The sequence below is a fragment of the Candidatus Poribacteria bacterium genome (assembly GCA_026706025.1).
Lineage (GTDB): Bacteria > Poribacteria > WGA-4E > WGA-4E > WGA-3G > WGA-3G.
In genome coordinates this window covers 1-16,332 of record JAPOZO010000081.1, presented here as the reverse complement: position 1 = coordinate 16,332, position 16,332 = coordinate 1, and the positions used below count along the sequence as shown (strand labels likewise).

The following is a 16,332-nucleotide window of genomic DNA, read 5'->3' as shown; positions in this document are numbered from 1 at the left end:
CAAATCCCCTTTCTATTTAGCCAAAAACCATCAAGGAACTATAGCGTCTGATCAATCATCAAAATTTTCGGTGTGGAAACCCCTGTCTTTAGGGAGGGAATGAAACACCGCTCTTTTTTAGTTAGTGACAGGTTTTGACTACCGATGCCCCTGTCAAACATCGCTGCGCTATTAATATCGCCACGCAGAAACGACCTGTAGTCAGCGGTTTAACTCGTGGCGTGGACGTTTGGCATACGCTTCGCACAAGCCCCGTCCTTTAGGGTGGGGTTACTGACTTATTAATCGCACGTATTCATCGTGTGTTCCGATCCAAAACCAGAAGAAAGTGCCCCTCTTTCGGATGCAAGCGTACGATACTTAGGCCCGACCCTTGCCGACCAATAACTACGAACTTTCTTCAAGGTTAAAGATGGATGCGCTGGGTTCTGTTTTAGGAGTGCAAAACTTTTGTCAGCGAGCTGCTGAACATGATAAGGAAGGTCCTGGTAGTGTTTCCGAAAACGCTGGGTTTTTACGTGTTTTATATATCTTCGCATTTACCTGCTCGAAAATCAATGAGTGCCTCCTCCGCGAATCGTTCAAGTTTCCCTGCCTTAGCGTCTTCCTCAAATTGCTTATCCCACACTTCCGCTTCTACCCTATATGTCTCTAAGCGCTCGTGAAGTTCAATTTCTAACACTTTTAATAATTCTTTTTTCGTCTTTCTCTGACACTTTACCTCAGGAAGTTCTTGTATCCATCCAATCCATCCATCCACGCTTTGCTCTATATGGACTGTATAGGTTTCGTCAAATCCCTCCTCATGGACTTCAATAGTATGAACCTGACTCATGTGTAACTCCTTTTATATAGCAGTTCAAATATATCCAATTATATCGTATAAGAAGACCAGCTGTCAAACAATTCTCTTGAAAAATTGAGTAGACAAGATATAATAAACGGTATAATCAGTAGACTTGGAGTACACTAAAAGTGATTCAGCAAATCGAAATAACTTTACCTGAATACCCGCGTGGTTTTCATCTCGTTACAGATGAGATTATGAAATCGCTCGGCGAATTGCCGAGAGAAGGTATCCTGCATCTATTCATCAAGCACACCTCAGCAGGATTGACGATCAACGAAAACGACGATCCGACGGTTCGCGAAGACTTTGCCAACAGTTTTGATCAACTCGTCAAAGAGCGCGAACCCTTCTATAAACACACGATCGAAGGCGACGACGATATGCCAGCACATATTAAAGCGTCGCTCGTCGGTTTCACCGTCTCCGTTCCGATTACGAACCATCGCCTCAATTTAGGCATATGGCAAGGTATTTATCTATGCGAATTTCGGAATCGCGGGGGTAGTCGAAACCTAACGGCAACGCTCTATTATTAGTCTCTAAATGCGCCGGAGTATACTATAACGTACTATAGAGTTCGGCATGCCGTTTCAGCACGGCATCTGAATCCGGTGGATTGATCACCTCAATGGAGATAAACCCGCTATATCCGTCTTTTGCGAGAAGCGTGAGTGAATCCCGTTCGGTATCTGGCATTGGACCGTCATCTCCGAAATTGACGTGTGCGTGTCGGACTTTGCCACGTAGATGGACATACGCCACATCGACCGGCTCTCCATGCCGGACGTGGTGTGCTGCATGCCAATTTACATAAGTGTTTTGCGCTTCAGCGCGATGCAGTGTCTCCGCAACGTAACTACCGATGAGGTTACCGTGTGTCTCCAAACAGAGTGCAACGCCTGCGTCGCCCGCCAATCCGTCGCATTCGCGAATGCCATCCGCTTCCCAATCCAAAGTTTGAGAAACTTCAACTGGCGTGCTTGGCACTCTATCCCCAAAGATACGGATATTCGCCGCGCCCATGGTTGCTGCAAGCTCGATGTAACGCTTGAGGAGTTCAACCTGTTCGGTGCGTTTGTTCGCGTCTGGATCAATGAATCGGACACCGGTTGCGATGCAGGAGAGATCAATCCCGCTATCAACGAATTGGGCGCGTACCTCTCGAAGTTGTTGTGCGGTTGAATCCAATTCGACTCCGTGTCCATGATCCCACTCGACTCGGAGTTCTAAGTGTTTGTAGTCATACTGTTTCGCTTTGTCAATCAGTTCCGTCAACGTCAAGGGCGGACAGACAGACGACATAAATCCAAATTGCATGTAAAACCTCCAGTTTTTAGGTTAACCTCGAATATCAATAGATGAACTGTTTGCACTGCCGTTTCCACGTTTCCTAACGTTAATTTTAACAGGCAAACGCCTCGTTAATTCCTGAATGTGGCTGATGAGAAAAATGTTACGACCCTGCATGCGAAGTCCTTCCAATGCCCCAATGGCAGTATCAAGTGTTTCGGCATCAAGCGTACCGAACCCTTCATCAAGGAACAGTGAATTGAGCTGTGCGCGTCCACGACTGAGTTCCGAAAGTGCGAGTGCCAAAGCGAGACTCGTCAGGAACGATTCCCCGCCAGAGAGCGTCTCAACAGGACGTTCTTCATTCGCATTCCAGCGATCTACGACAGACAAGTTACCGATACCCTCAACTTTAAGTTGGTAACGCTCTGAGGTGAGGTATTTCAACTGTTCATTTGCTAAACTGCCCATCTGCTTGAACATAATCTCCAGTGCGAAATCGCGTAAATCATTGGCAGGGATTGTCTCCTGTAACCTTTTCCAACGCGCCAATTCTGTCTCAGCTTCCGCTACTTCAATCCCGAGTTCCTCACGTTCTTTTAGTGCCTTTTTCAAGTTGTCAATACTCTGTTGTTGCGCGCCAATCTCTTGCTGTGTCTCTTGAAGCTGCGCTTCGATTTCTTTTAGTTGAGTCTCAATCTGTCCCAGTGCGTCCGGATTAAATGGTGTTTCCTCAAACCGAGTTTGCAACTCCGTAATCTCTAAGGCGAGTCGCTGGATTTCAGCTGCATGTGCATCAATTTGGTCTGTGAATTCCTGTATCTGGTCATCGTCCCGAAATGCACAGTCATGCGCCTCTGGTGAGTCGAACCCTGCGTCTTTTAACTTGTCAAAATAGGTTTGGCGTGCCGCTTCAAACTTTTGATCGGATTCCTCGCGCTGATTCTTACAAATTTCGTAAGCAGTCTCCTTTTGGGTGAATAAACTTCGGCTGTCCTGCAATCGTTGCGCGGCTTGATCGCTCTCGGTTTCTTTCGCCTGTAACTCTGCCTCTAACTTGTCAATAGCCTCATTGATTTCGGTTCCTATTTCCAATCCACCGGTCTTCTCGCGAACGGCATTCAACAACGTTTCCGCTTCGCGTTGATACTCATCTATTTCGGCTTGTAACTCCTTGTGAGACTTCCGTAGACTCTCAAGACTGCTCTGACCTGACTCAATTTTGATGTTAAGTACCTGAAGTTGCGCCTCAGAGGTGTCGCGCTCATCGTTACGCACCTCAACGGTCTCAATCTTATCTTGAAACTGATCCTTAGCTTCCTTCGGCGTAACGCCATGAAAAGTGTCAGGCAGGAATTCCCAAAAACGGGTCTTGATAGATTTGATGTCCGCTTCCAAATCCTTAACGTCATCACTGACTTCCTTTAACTGCTTGTCAGTTTCGCTCAAGACCTTCTTCTCATTAGCGATATTGTTTTCACAAACTCCGAGTTGTTGCAATGCCGTTTGATAATCATGCGACGCTTGCGTATGTGTTTGTTTGGCTTCTACGAGGTCTGCAATAGCGGTATCTGCCTCGTTAATCCGCTCAGTTGCCCAATCCGGCGAAACATCAGTGTCCGGATAGATCTTCTGCCACTCTGTGAGAAGTTGTGCCATCTCACTTCGGAGTTCCTCTATTTCCGTATCACAATTTTTAATTTGTTCAGAATTGTTATGTCTATTCTGTTTAGTTTGCGTCTGTTTCGTCGTTAAAGCCTGCATTTGGTCTTGCGCGGTTTGCGCGTCGGTTTTTGCATCTGCTAATGCAGCTTCAGCATCTTGTAGCAAGTTTTCATTTTCATCTTCCACAACATCGGCATATGGATGTTCCATAGCACCACACACCCGACACGGTTCGCCAGCGTGGAGGCGTTGCCGGAGCTGATTGATTGGATTCGCTAAAAGCAGGGATTCCCGCTCCGTTTCGCAACGTTGAACGACTTCATTGGCTTGCTGACACACTTCGGTTTGATTTGCTAAGTCGGCCTCAATCTGTTCGAGTTCAGCATTCAACGTCTCTACAGTCTCATTTAAGTCGTTCAGTTGGTTTTCAGTATCTGCCAAATCATTTTTCGCTGCTTCATATTTCTGTGCGATGGGTTGTGCCTTAGCCGCTTGCTGCTTTCTGGCAGCCCATTTCTTGTCGGTACCAGTTGCGAGTAGTTTATTCAAATCATTTTTGGCGTTTTCTAATGCAGCCTCTGTCTCTGTCTTTTCAGCGAGACGTTCTTCGCAAGTTTCGGACAACTTTTCAATTTTACGCTTTAACGACGACACTTTTTTTTCCTGCTGCAATTTGCTCGCCGATGCTGTCTCCAACTGCTTTTGATGTGCTGTCAATTCTGCCAGCAAACCGGTTGCATCGTTAAGACGTTGTGGGCTATTCGTAGGCAGGCGATTTGCATGTAAGAAGGTTTGTGCTTCGTCAATCCGTTCCTGCAATTGGATTTTCTCAGTTTGCTTTTGGGTTAATTCGCTTTCCAATGTATCAATCTGTTTGCCCAAATCCGCCAAGTCTGGAGTCCGTTTCTCTGCCGCTGTAAACCGATCTTCTGCCCATTCTACATCTGACTTCGCTTCAGTGTAAATTTCCACTCGCCGATCACGCTCAGTGGATGCATCCTGATACATCTTCGCTTTTTCGTCAAAAACGGCTTGATCGGTTTTAGCTTGTTCCACTGCCTCCATTTTCTCTGTTTCAGCCGAACTTAATGCCGCTGTTGCCTTTTCAAGTTCTGATTTCGTAGTATCAAATGCCTGTTTTTCTGGGAGAAGACGTTGGGCAAGATTCGCATTTTCGAGTTCCACCCGAACTGCATCAATCTCCGCCTGCTGGGCTAAAAGCTCATCTTGTCGCTTTTCTGAAGATTGGAGTTTCTCAAAGTCCTCCGTCCTTTTTGTTTCCCGGGCTTTTTCTTTTTTTGCCTGCTGAATCTCTTCGCCTAATTGTTTGGCTTCCTTTTGTAGTCTATCAAGTTCGACTTCAGCATCTATGAGCTGCTCGCGAGAGGCCTCTGGAATTTTATTTAATTTATCGTAGACTTCGGCGTTTGCTGCCTCAACTTTGCTAACTTTGTCATTTAAAACCTTTTTCAGTACATCGTAGATACTGATGCCTGCGGTTGCCTCCAAAATTGTGCGTCTCTTTTCGTCAGTTGCTTTCAGAAATGCCGCGAATTCTCCCTGTGCCAACATGACGGACCGTCTGAAGGCATCAAAATCAAGTCCTAAGATAGATTCTACCTCCTGAGCGACTTTGGTGGTGATTAACTCGTCGGAATCATCAAACAATTGCCCTTTAGGAGAACCTTTGCGTTTAATAGACCACGTTGCATGGTAACGCGTGCTGTTCGCCTCAAAATATACTTCAGCAAAACCCTCCGTTTCGCCATGGCTAATCAGATGCCTCGGATGTTGGTTTGTAGTTCCACTCAGGCGTGGTGTTTTACCATAGAGCGCGACACACATAGCGTCCAGCAGGGTAGTTTTCCCAGAACCGGTTGGACCGGTAATCGCCACCAATGAAGCATCATCCAACGGCGACTTCTCAAAATCAATCTCAACTTCTCCACGAAAACTATTTAGACCCTTAAGTTTCAATTTACATATTTTCATTCGGATTCCTCAACCATCTGGACTAATTCGCTGAAAGTCTGCGTCAAGATTTCATCGGGTGGATTACCATCGTAGTTTACTCTGTGAAATTGCTCGAAGATTTCCTCGGGACGCTTCATATCCTCAACGGGAATTGTCGGTCCCTGCTTTGTCTCTGGCAGCTCGACTTCAACGCTCAGGACATCGCCGCCACGGTCACTGAATGCTTTCCGAATTTCATCACTGATACCGACCCTCGGTGCATCTAATTTCAGTTTGACTTGGATATACTGTCCACGCCACTCGCCTGTCATTGCTTGTGACAAAACAGCGACTTCATCACCCTCTACAGTGCGTAATTCTTTGAAAATAGGAATCTCAATTTCTTCATCTCGGATGAGCGTGGCATCACCAGATAACTCCAATAGATATACCTTTTTGCGATACCCCGTTTCGTTGAACCGTAGTGGAACCGGCGAACCTGAATACCGGATCGGATAATTGGCACCCTTGATCGTCTGTGGTCTATGAAGGTGTCCGAGGGCAACATAACTCACATCCTCAGGAAAATCACTTGCGTGGACAGCGGTCGCGCCACCAATCTGTACATTCCGTTCAGAGTCGCTTATTTTTCCGCCTTGAACGAAGAGGTGCCCCATTAAAATCTTCGGGAGTCCCACAGGCATGGCAGCAACGCAATCGGCATACAACGCTTTGAACCTCTCACGATACCGTTCGCTCTTTTCTATTTCCGTTTCATAAGAGACATGCGGTAGCTCGGTTTCATAAAGGTACGGAACAGCAGCGACCATGACGCGTGGGTTGTCAGGTGGGAAGGGAAAAACGCATTCCGCGGGTTCTGTGACAAGTCCGACGACGTAAATTTTGCCCATTTTGAGAAATTCCCGTGGTGCCTCTAAGTGTCGAGCGGAATCGTGATTGCCAGCAGTAATCACTGTGTATGCATCGGTCTCGTTAAAGAGGCGGTAGAGGAATCGGTAATAGAGGTTCGTTGATTCCGATGAGGGGAGTGCCGTATCAAAGATGTCGCCTGAAACGAGGAGAAGTTCAACTTGATGTTCTTGGATTGTATCGAGAAGCCAATCCAGAAACGCTTTGTGTTCATCAGTGCGTTGACGTTCGTGGAGCCGTTGACCGATATGCCAATCGGCAGTGTGCAGTATTCTCATATTTTCGTGCGGTTACCATCCCTTGGAAATTGTTGTAAGGATCTAATATGTATTATCATAGCAGATACGAAAACCTCGTTTCAAGCAAATTAATTCGTTGCGAAAAAAAAAGGGACGTGATAGATTAAAACTAATGTTTGACGATTGCAATACTGCGGAAAATAAGGAGTTAGCTCTATGAAAAACAACGGACGGATTTTAACCGCAGAACTCGAAGAGATGCAAGTCTATGGGGAAACACGAGTCGGATGGGATGCGCACACACCTGTCAATGAAACCGTTGATGCGGATGGAAACCCACCCCCGGACCACAGAGGGTTTGGCGTAGCGGATCCGGATTCTCCGAAACGTCGGGTCTACGATGATCCGGAAGTCGAGGCACTCCGTGAAAAACTACGCGAACACAACGGTATCCGCGGACTTGAAATCTGCGATCCGCATGAAGTCAAGAGAGCCGCTCGTATCTTCCATCGGGACGGGTTCGTTGTGGTGCGCGATCTGCTCACGCCAGAGCAACTCGCTCGTTGGAGAGACGGCTGCGCTGAGGCTCTCCGAGACATCCTTTCTATACCAGGATCTGGTAGTAGAAAATATGTGGCTGAAACCGGACGGTTGCCACATCGGTATAGCTACGGTACCTCTTCCGCTTCGAGACAGATGTTGCACCATCTGGCTTGGGCAAGCATGATTGACCTACCGACAACTACGCCGATTGTCACAGAGATTTTCGGATCTTCAGATTATCGCGTGTGGGGCTCTGGTGGCGATCTCTGTCTCCCCGGTGCTATAGAGTACCAACATCTGCATCTTGACGGTAGAGATCCACAACACCTCTCCGAAGCACGGATCGCCCAAGCGGAACGTCTCGGCGTTCAACTCCATAGAGATGACAACGGTAATCTTGATGTCCCGTCCCAAAAATTGATTATGGAGATGACGCCGCCGATGGTTACCATCAACTTCATCATGTGCGACCTCACTTGGGAAAACGGGCCGATTCGACAAATTCCGGGAACACACACGTTACAACAGAACCCGCCGCCGCCCGGGGACGAACCGGATTGGATGAAACATTCAACGCTCGTTGGTGCGACTGCCGGTTCCGGCGTATTCCGAGATAACCGGGCATGGCACGGCGCAACGCCAAATTTGTCAAAAGAAATTCGGGCACTCCCAAATGTTGAGTATATGGCACCGTGGCGTACACAGCACGGCTTCAGTCGGATTATGCCTCACGAAATTTGGGAAACTCTGACACCGGACGCTCAGAAATTGTGCGACTGGATCAAGGCTGAACCCGGAGTCTGGCCTCCAGGTGCGGGTATTATGCACCCACTGGCAAGCCAGCGCGAAGCCGCAAAGAAATCATAGAAGGAGATAACAGATGTTAAACTGGGGAGTTATGGGGGCAGGCGGTATCGCCTATGTCTTTTGCAACGGAATGCGTTTCACAGACTCAGGAGAGATTCTTGCAGTTGCCAGTCGCACCCAGGAACGCTTAGACAGACTCGCTAACGATTTCGGCATCCCTCGCCAATACAACGATTACGCCGATCTGTTGACAGATGACGATATTGACGCTGTCTATATCGCGACGATTCACCCGCTGCACGCGGAGTGGGCGATAAAATGTGCCGAAGCGGGAAAACACCTACTGGTTGAAAAACCGATCAGCATGAGCCATGCGGAAACCGCCGCGATGGTAGACGCTGCACGCGAAAACGATGTCTTCCTCATGGAGGCTTTTATGTATCGGTGCCACCCACAGATCGCCAAAATGGTTGAACTGATACAAGATGGCACAATCGGTAATGTCCAAGCCATTCGTGCGACTTTCGGTTACCGTTCAGGTTTCAACCCTCAGAGCCGTCTCTACAACCGTGAAATGGGGGGTGGTGGTATTCTTGACATCGGGTGTTATACCGCCTCAATGGCACGGAAAGTCGCGGGTGCAGCGGCGAATAAACTTTTTCTGGATCCGATTTCTGTGAAAGGGAACGGTAAAATTGGTCCGACAGGTGTAGACCACATTGCGGCAGCGACCCTGAAATTTGAAAATGACATTATCGCCGAGATCATTTGTGCCGTTGAATGCAATTATGGGAGTAACGTCATTATTTACGGCACGGAAGGCACGATAACGATTCCGAATCCGTGGCTGCCATCATCGCCGTGCCGTGGTGCGAGAACGCCGTTGCCATCAGATACAACCTTCCCCGCAACACAACTGATCGTTCAATCGTCCCAAAACCGAGAAACAACTGAAATAATAGTCCCTGCCGACAGAGATCTATTTACCTACGAAGCGGATACGGTAGCAGCGCATGTCGCTGATAGACAGGCACCGGCGATGTCTTGGGAGGACACACTCGGCAATATGCAGTTGCTCGACGCTTGGCGCGAAGAGGTGGGCATCGTTTCGTAACAAACCATTTCTTCGGATAAAATGTGAGGCAAACAGTGCAACTCCTTCTAATCCTGATGATAATCTGGTGTGCTGCACTGATCTGGTGCAGCTTCAAAGAGACAAGGCGATTCTTACCCTTCGTCTTTACGGTGGTCTGTGTTTCCGGAGGTATCATCTTTTTGGCGTGGCAGGCACTCGCGGATGAATTCTTTTCTTTTCGGTTCTGGAAATTTAAATGGCGCAGCTATGAAGAGCACTTCAGGACCCTTTCCGGTCTTATCATATTCCTGACGATTGTTTATGGCGCGCGCGTCCTTGGGACTCGGATAGACAAAAAGACGGACACGAGACCTTAGCAAACATCAATACGACGCTTGACCAGCACGCCGCACCCTGTCATTCTCAAAATCCTTCAATCGAACCACGAAGGCGAACTCGTCACCATCATCGGCGATCACATCGACTAAAAATCGAGCCAGCGGAATTGGAAGATACGGAGATTGGAAGTTAGAGGACATTCCAGCATCCATCTGTTCCCTCCATGCTTTTCCCATCAATATCTCTATTATGCGTAAGTCCCGTTATTGCAAGGTGTGTTGTATTTACTAAGAAGATCAAGTTCGATCGCCCTACGAGAAAACGTGTTCTCTTCCACCAAAACACATAAACAATCCACGTTATTTTGAACTGCACACGGCCATTTTTCGTGGCTCGCAGTAAGTCTATTTCTAAGTGACTGTGTTTGACCGATATATAAAGGATAATATTTTATATCACCCTGTTGATTACGTGCTTCCTTTGTAAAAATGTAAACACCACCAACATCGTTGAATGTTTCCGTTCCAAGTGTATAGGCTTCAAAAACATGCTTCCGTCCAGAAGCTCCTTGAAATTCTACATTTGTAATTTTTGGCATTTTATTTTCCTTTTCCCGACATATCTATTCCCAGTTATAGGGGAAGGGAAGTCAGACCGACGAGTAACGTAGGAGTCAAATTGTTACTTACTTAGGATTCCTCTTGAATATCGACTATTTGAGACCTGCTAATTATATTTGGATTTATATCGTAGCGTTTTATTAGGTCTTCAAAATGAATGTTAAAATAATCATTGACGGTTGGGGATATTACTATCTTTTTCAGTAATGTATGTAAGTTAACTTTGATAGGGATTCCCTTAGGTGCGCCATTTATTGGGTTTTCGTAATCTCGCAATAATGAGGCATCAGTCCTGAACATTTCGTCACTATAAAATGGTATTTCAGATGTATAAACACGCCCCAAAAATTCTTCACAGACATCCTCAAATGAAATTATTGCTCTGACTTCGTGTTCGTCCTTATATACATCCCTTTTGTGCAAAAAGGGAGCATAAAATAATTTGAGTACGTTATCAGGATCATTTAAGTCTATTGACGGAAAATCTTCATAACCTCCAATATCCTCCGTCAGATAATCCTTATATTTCACCTTACCTATATGGATATTGTATTCATCAGATTCCAAACTTTCGATGAGGTCGCCTACAGTGGTTTGAATCGCTATTGATGTTGGACTTTTGTCTCCATATTCTGCCCACATCGAATGACTTTCTTTTCCCCTCTGAAACCATGAGTTACAATACATGAGATGGCTTAAAAAGTCCCTTAGTAATTGTTCAAATACACGACCAGATTCCGTTTTTTCCTGCTCTGGGTCAAGTTCCCTTAACGACTTTCTCGTTCTGTAGAATGCCTCATCGTCACATATTAGTGTGTTCTTTTCATCTAATAAGGATATTTTGCAGATTTCATCTAAGGATTTATTTGATAGTGTTCCTTCAAATTTGTCATTATATGAATAGACGTTCGGAAAATAAAGTGTGTTACTATTGAGCATTGCCAAAAACTTATCAATATGCATGTATCGCCATAAAGGTTTTGTATGGTATGGAGTCTCAAAGTAGCAAGGACTGTCTTTGTAGGGCATTATGTATACTTTACTTTATGTACGAGTGAATGATGTTTTGGACATCCAATTCTTGCATTTGGGTGGATAGGATACCTACAAAGAAGTAGGTAAATGCATTCCTATCCGATGGCTAACGATAGGATACCACATTTTTTCAAAAGAGTCAAGTTTTTGGGTGACCCTTGGAGTGAGCGATAAAAAACTTGAAAGTTTTTCCGATTGATTATATACTCTCTATAGCAATAGTAATATTTCGCGACAAAAGGAAACGGATGCATGAATATCCTCGTCCTACACGGACCGAATCTACATCTCTTGGGGAAACGCCAACCCGAGATCTATGGACACGAAACCCTGTCAGACATCAATACGATGCTCGACCAGCACGCCGCAGCCTCGTCGCACCCAGTCGTTCTTAAAATGTTTCAATCTAATCACGAAGGTGAACTCGTCTCCATCATTGGGGACCATATCGACTGGGCAGACGGTATCTTGATTAATCCGGCAGCCTATACACACACGAGTGTCGCCATCCGAGACGCGCTCTCTACTGTCGCAGTACCTGTCATCGAGATCCATCTCTCTAACATTTACGCCCGCGAGGCATTTCGGCATCATTCTTATATCTCGGCGATCGCAATCGGTGTGATTGGCGGTTTCGGATCCCATAGTTACAAACTGGCACTTGAAGCCATGATCCACAACCTGCAACTAAAAATGGAGCCATCAGCCTAAACACCAAGTCTCTATGGAATAGAACTTACGCATTTATTCATAAAGTCTCTGATAAGGAGAATCAAAAAACGCAGCCTGAAACGAAGTGAAAGGCGACTCGAATACGAAGAACGTCAAAGTACAAACCTCGTTGTTTATCCGCAAGGAAAATTAAAAATATGGCAAATAACCGATTCATACCGTTTAGTCGTCCTTGGATTGATGATACTGAAATCGAAGCCGTTAGCCAAGTGCTCGCCTCGAAATGGATCAGCACGGGAAACAGAGTCCGCGAATTTGAACGCGCCTTCGCCGAATACCTCGGTGTCAAGCACGCCATCGCTGTCAGTTCTTGTACCGCGGCGTTGCATCTGAGCCTCGTCGTAGCCGGTATTGGCAGCGGCGACGAAGTTATCACAACGCCTTACACTTTCACCGCGACTGCTGAAGCGATTCGATATGTCGGTGCAAAGCCCGTGTTTGTGGACATCCATCCGGATACATTGAACATCGACACAAGTAAAATTGAGCAGGCGATAACACCCCGTACAAAGGCGATCCTTCCGGTTCACATCGCTGGTATCCCGTGCGACATGGATGCGCTGCAGGACATAAGTCAAAACCACAATCTCACGCTCATTGACGACGCCGCGCACGCCATTCCAGTTGAATACAAAGGACAGCACATCGGTGCTATCGGTGACCTGTCTGCCTTTAGTTTTTATGCAAATAAAAACCTCACCACAGGCGAAGGCGGTATGATTACCACCAACAGCGACGCATTCGCTAAACCGCTTCGCACCATGCGGCTCCATGGAATTGATAAAGACGCTTGGGCACGTCAATCGCAGCGCAATATTTGGCGTTACGACATTGCGACTGAAGGTTATAAATACAACATGACCGATATCCAAGCGGCGATGGGGTTGTGTCAGCTCATGAAACTCAACAAACAGCATGAACGCCGCCGAAATTTCGCACAGATCTATCAAACGGAACTGGCAAAATTTTCGGAGATAAGCACCCCCGTAGCACCGAATGATTCGCGCGAGCATGCATGGCATCTCTACATTATCCAGCTCAACACCGGCAACCGAGACGAATTCGTGGAAGCCCTACGTGAGGCGAACATCGAATGCAGTGTCCACTATATTCCGTTACACCTCTTCGATTTTTATCAGGAACGGTACGGCTACCGTGTCGGCGATTTCCCGTACGCTGAAGCGGCATTTGAACGCGTTGTGAGTCTCCCACTTCATCCAGGGTTAACCGAGAAGGATATCCACATTGTGATTGATACAATCGGGAAAACTTTGGCATCATAGTCGGGCAGCGGAATCTTCTATTCTAAGGTTCAACACGCACATTGGATACACGATGGAGACACCTATCCCTACGGCCCCCAAACTCTACCAAATCATCCCCGCCGAGGTCTGCTTCTCGTGTGATGTCTGTTGCAGGTTCTTAGAGGCGGACAGTCCGCTCGCACCTATCTTCACCGAAATGGAGAAAGAGAACGCCGTAGCACATGGTGCCGACCCAACACACTTTCGTCCGCAAGCAGATGGCGCAAGTGCGCAAATCCAACTCAAACGCCACAACGATTTCTATATCTGTGCTTTCTTTGAACCAGAGACAAGCCATTGCACGATCTACTCAATCCGTCCGCTTGATTGCCAACTCTATCCGTTCGCGCTCATGTTCAACGAAGATGGAAGTGAGGTAGTACTCGGCGTGGATACGCTCTGCCCATTCGGTGAGGAACACCTCGAAACGGAAACATTCCAGCAACAGATCCGCAATGTCATTGATTACATTGAATCCGAAGAGGTTACCGCACAAATTACAGCGAATTGGAGCCTTATCGGTGACTATCAAGAGACTGTGACGATCGTGCATAAACTCGGTAGAAGCGATCTCCTTGTCGCGATGTTTGAGAAAAACTAACAGATGCGACTTCAACCACTTACACTTAACGACACACCGATTTTTGACCTACGCGCGCATCGCCCCTGTACGCGTCTGTCTCATTATGCCTTCGCACCGCTTTATGTCTGGCAAGAACATTTTCAGTTTTATTGGACACTGCTCTCGGATTATCTCTGTATCTTCGCAAAACAGGGCGACGACTATTTCATGCCGATACTGCCGATGCCGTGTGAGACCGGAAACCCTACCTACCTAAATGTTATTTGCCAAGCATACCAATTCATGTTAAAATCCAATCGGAATCGGCACATCACTCGCATCGAAAATGTGCCACAAAAGATGATTGTTTTCTTTCAAAAGAATGGGTTTCGTGCCACCTTGAAAGAGACGGAATATCTCTACGAAACAGAGGCACTTGCAGGGCTGCGAGGGGATCGCTACAAACAACAACGCCACGCATACAACGGCTTCGTAGCGAAATATCCGTCAGTAAAGTTGCGTCCGTATACCGCAGCCGATCAGGGTGCGTGTCTCGCGCTGTATAATAGATGGCGCGAGATGCGGTCGGCAAAGTCCGACGATCCAATCTATAATGCGATGCTCGACGACTCACAGTCGGCGCACCGAATTGGGATTTCACGTGCGAATGCGCTCGGACTTCTTGGCAGAGTTGTCCGCATTGATGGGGAAATTAGAGGCTATACCTTCGGCTATCCACTAAACGCGGAGACGTTCTGCGTGCTGTTTGAGATTACTGACCTCGGCACAAAGGGGTTGGCACAGTTTATTTACCGCGAATTCTGTAAGGAATTGATGGATACTTACAGATGGATTAACGCCATGGACGATTCTGGGTTAGAGAACCTAAAGCGCGTTAAACGTTCCTATCATCCTTGTCAACTGCTTCTGTCATACAATATCCACCTCACCGAACCGCAAGGAAAGTAAAAAAATGAAATCGGCACTCATCTTTCTCAACGGCTATTATGACACACGGCATCTCGACTTCTACCGTCAAGAGATTGTAACCGCGGTGGAAGACCGTTTACCGCTTATCTGTGCCGATGGCGGAATCCGTATATTTGAAGAATTAAATCGGGGTGTAGACACGCCGCTTGTTCCAGATATCCTCATTGGAGACATGGATTCGGTTGATGATCGGGGTCACAAACCCCTCCCACAAGCAAAACAGATTGTTCAGGAATGGATTGGACAAACGGACAAAGACTATACCGATGGACAACTTGCTGTGGACTATGCCTTGGCAGAATACGGATGCCGACACATTATTATTTATGGGGGTTTACCGCGCCCGGAAGGATATGAAACAGATCAGTTTCTTGGTAACCTAAAACTGATGCGTTTCGGACATTACCGAGTGTCTACAGACGAACATTACAGTGCCGAAATGCGAGACCCGAAACAGACGATTCACTATGTCTTATCAACCCTCCGATTAACCCGAAAAAATAGTGCGTTGCAACGCGTCTCGCTTATCGCTGAAGTCCCAAACGTCATTGTGGAAAAGAGCGAAAATTTGCGTTGGGATTTGACATCGCTACATATCCACCCCGACCTAACAAACGCGCTCCGCAACGAGTTCGTGGAAGGTGCGGAATGGGCATCCCTCCGCTTGGTTGAAGGGTCTACTCCTGTCTACGTGATTCACAACTGGTAGGCAAGCACTTTCTTGAGCGTTTCTGTGTCCAGATTCGCACCGCTCATCACCATCACGACGTTTTTCCCTGCTAATTTATCTGTGAGTTTATGTGCAGCTGCAAGTGGTGCTGCTCCCGCACCTTCCGCCAAGTTGTGCGTCCACCGTAACGCGGAACGGATACCCTCTGCAATTTCCGACTCGCTGAGCAAGACCATGTCGTGAATGCCTTTTTTGATAATGGAAAACGGTATTGAGAACGGCACACGCGTCGCGAGTCCATCTGCGATTGTATCGCAAGAATCCGTCTCCATACGCTGTCCAGCTTGCCATGAGCGATAGATAGCGGGGGCATTTTCCGCTTGTACACCAATGACCTTGACCTTCGGATTGATCGCCTTCGCAACGGTAATAGCACCACAAGAACCGCTTCCACCACCGATCGGCACGATAATCGCGTCCACATTCGGTAGACTTTCAAAAATCTCAAGCGAATAGGTACCGACACCGTGGAAGAGTGCTGGTTCCATGCAAGGGTGAACATAGTAAAGCCCACGTTCAACTTGGAGTTTTTCACACAACACAAGTGCCTCGTCAAAATCGGCACCGTGTTCAATCAGTTCTGCTCCGAACGCTTGCATCGCACTATTCTTTTCAGGGTTATTCCCATGCGGTACAACGACGGTCGTCTTGACACCAAACTGTGCTGA

Annotated in this window: 17 protein-coding genes and 1 pseudogene; 9 read left to right on the top strand and 9 right to left on the bottom strand. The window is 47.0% G+C overall.

The window, feature by feature from the left end:
* Positions 1–270: 270 nt before the first annotated feature.
* Positions 271–527, bottom strand: a pseudogene (locus OXH00_20270) (hypothetical protein).
* On the bottom strand, positions 524–835 hold the full coding sequence (locus OXH00_20265; protein ID MCY3743356.1) for a hypothetical protein: 312 nt from the start codon (positions 833–835) through the stop codon (positions 524–526). Before OXH00_20265 ends, OXH00_20270 begins: the two are co-directional and overlap by 4 nt.
* Positions 836–975: 140 nt before the next feature.
* On the opposite strand from OXH00_20265, the gene OXH00_20260 reads away from it, so the two are divergent.
* Positions 976–1,386 (top strand): secondary thiamine-phosphate synthase enzyme YjbQ, encoded by a 411-nt coding sequence (locus OXH00_20260; GenBank protein MCY3743355.1) that lies wholly within the window; start codon positions 976–978, stop codon positions 1,384–1,386.
* Between the two features lie 22 nt (positions 1,387–1,408).
* Here the strand turns inward: OXH00_20260 and OXH00_20255 are convergent, their stop codons facing one another.
* The 3 genes from OXH00_20255 to OXH00_20245 are packed head-to-tail and all read right to left on the bottom strand — an operon-like array spanning position 1,409 to position 6,966.
* Positions 1,409–2,167, bottom strand: a complete 759-nt coding sequence (locus tag OXH00_20255) for a sugar phosphate isomerase/epimerase (protein ID MCY3743354.1) — start codon at positions 2,165–2,167, stop codon at positions 1,409–1,411.
* Positions 2,168–2,188: 21 nt separating this feature from the next.
* Positions 2,189–5,797: an AAA family ATPase gene (locus tag OXH00_20250; GenBank protein ID MCY3743353.1), complete on the bottom strand. Its 3,609-nt coding sequence runs from the start codon at positions 5,795–5,797 to the stop codon at positions 2,189–2,191.
* On the bottom strand, positions 5,794–6,966 hold the full coding sequence (locus OXH00_20245; protein MCY3743352.1) for an exonuclease SbcCD subunit D: 1,173 nt from the start codon (positions 6,964–6,966) through the stop codon (positions 5,794–5,796). Before OXH00_20245 ends, OXH00_20250 begins: the two co-directional genes overlap by 4 nt.
* 177 nt (positions 6,967–7,143) lie before the next feature.
* Here OXH00_20245 and OXH00_20240 point away from each other — a divergent pair, with 177 nt between their 5' ends.
* The 3 genes from OXH00_20240 to OXH00_20230 are packed head-to-tail and all read left to right on the top strand — an operon-like array spanning position 7,144 to position 9,729.
* Positions 7,144–8,337: a phytanoyl-CoA dioxygenase family protein gene (locus OXH00_20240; protein MCY3743351.1), complete on the top strand. Its 1,194-nt coding sequence runs from the start codon at positions 7,144–7,146 to the stop codon at positions 8,335–8,337.
* 13 nt (positions 8,338–8,350) lie between these two features.
* Positions 8,351–9,391: a Gfo/Idh/MocA family oxidoreductase gene (locus tag OXH00_20235; GenBank protein MCY3743350.1), complete on the top strand. Its 1,041-nt coding sequence runs from the start codon at positions 8,351–8,353 to the stop codon at positions 9,389–9,391.
* A 23-nt stretch (positions 9,392–9,414) separates the two neighbouring features.
* Positions 9,415–9,729 carry a hypothetical protein gene (locus tag OXH00_20230; GenBank protein ID MCY3743349.1) on the top strand — a complete coding sequence of 105 codons (315 nt, stop codon included), beginning with the start codon at positions 9,415–9,417 and terminating at the stop codon, positions 9,727–9,729.
* Between the two features lie 6 nt (positions 9,730–9,735).
* On the opposite strand, the gene OXH00_20225 is transcribed toward OXH00_20230, so the two are convergent.
* From OXH00_20225 to OXH00_20215, 3 genes are all read right to left on the bottom strand, one after another.
* Positions 9,736–9,927, bottom strand: a complete 192-nt coding sequence (locus OXH00_20225; GenBank protein MCY3743348.1) for a hypothetical protein — start codon at positions 9,925–9,927, stop codon at positions 9,736–9,738.
* Between the two features lie 11 nt (positions 9,928–9,938).
* Positions 9,939–10,289, bottom strand: coding sequence for a hypothetical protein (locus OXH00_20220; GenBank protein ID MCY3743347.1), 351 nt, complete (start codon positions 10,287–10,289; stop codon positions 9,939–9,941).
* Positions 10,290–10,380: 91 nt separating this feature from the next.
* The gene (locus OXH00_20215) at positions 10,381–11,340 is read right to left on the bottom strand and encodes a hypothetical protein (protein MCY3743346.1); all 960 of its coding nucleotides are present in this window, start codon (positions 11,338–11,340) and stop codon (positions 10,381–10,383) included.
* 258 nt (positions 11,341–11,598) lie between these two features.
* Between OXH00_20215 and aroQ the strand changes: the two genes are divergently transcribed.
* From aroQ to OXH00_20190, 5 genes are all read left to right on the top strand, one after another.
* Positions 11,599–12,057 carry a type II 3-dehydroquinate dehydratase gene (aroQ, locus tag OXH00_20210; GenBank protein MCY3743345.1) on the top strand — a complete coding sequence of 153 codons (459 nt, stop codon included), beginning with the start codon at positions 11,599–11,601 and terminating at the stop codon, positions 12,055–12,057.
* Positions 12,058–12,215: 158 nt separating this feature from the next.
* Positions 12,216–13,361, top strand: coding sequence for a DegT/DnrJ/EryC1/StrS family aminotransferase (locus tag OXH00_20205; protein MCY3743344.1), 1,146 nt, complete (start codon positions 12,216–12,218; stop codon positions 13,359–13,361).
* Complete coding sequence (locus tag OXH00_20200) at positions 13,330–13,983, top strand: YkgJ family cysteine cluster protein (GenBank protein ID MCY3743343.1); 654 nt, start codon at positions 13,330–13,332, stop codon at positions 13,981–13,983. The genes OXH00_20205 and OXH00_20200 overlap by 32 nt, the downstream gene beginning before the upstream one ends.
* A 3-nt stretch (positions 13,984–13,986) precedes the next feature.
* Positions 13,987–14,913, top strand: a complete 927-nt coding sequence (locus tag OXH00_20195; protein ID MCY3743342.1) for a phosphatidylglycerol lysyltransferase domain-containing protein — start codon at positions 13,987–13,989, stop codon at positions 14,911–14,913.
* A 4-nt stretch (positions 14,914–14,917) separates the two neighbouring features.
* On the top strand, positions 14,918–15,643 hold the full coding sequence (locus OXH00_20190; protein ID MCY3743341.1) for a hypothetical protein: 726 nt from the start codon (positions 14,918–14,920) through the stop codon (positions 15,641–15,643).
* On the opposite strand, the gene OXH00_20185 is transcribed toward OXH00_20190, so the two are convergent.
* On the bottom strand, positions 15,631–16,332 hold a 702-nt coding region (locus OXH00_20185; protein MCY3743340.1), incomplete at its 5' end, for a pyridoxal-phosphate dependent enzyme. The genes OXH00_20190 and OXH00_20185 overlap by 13 nt on opposite strands.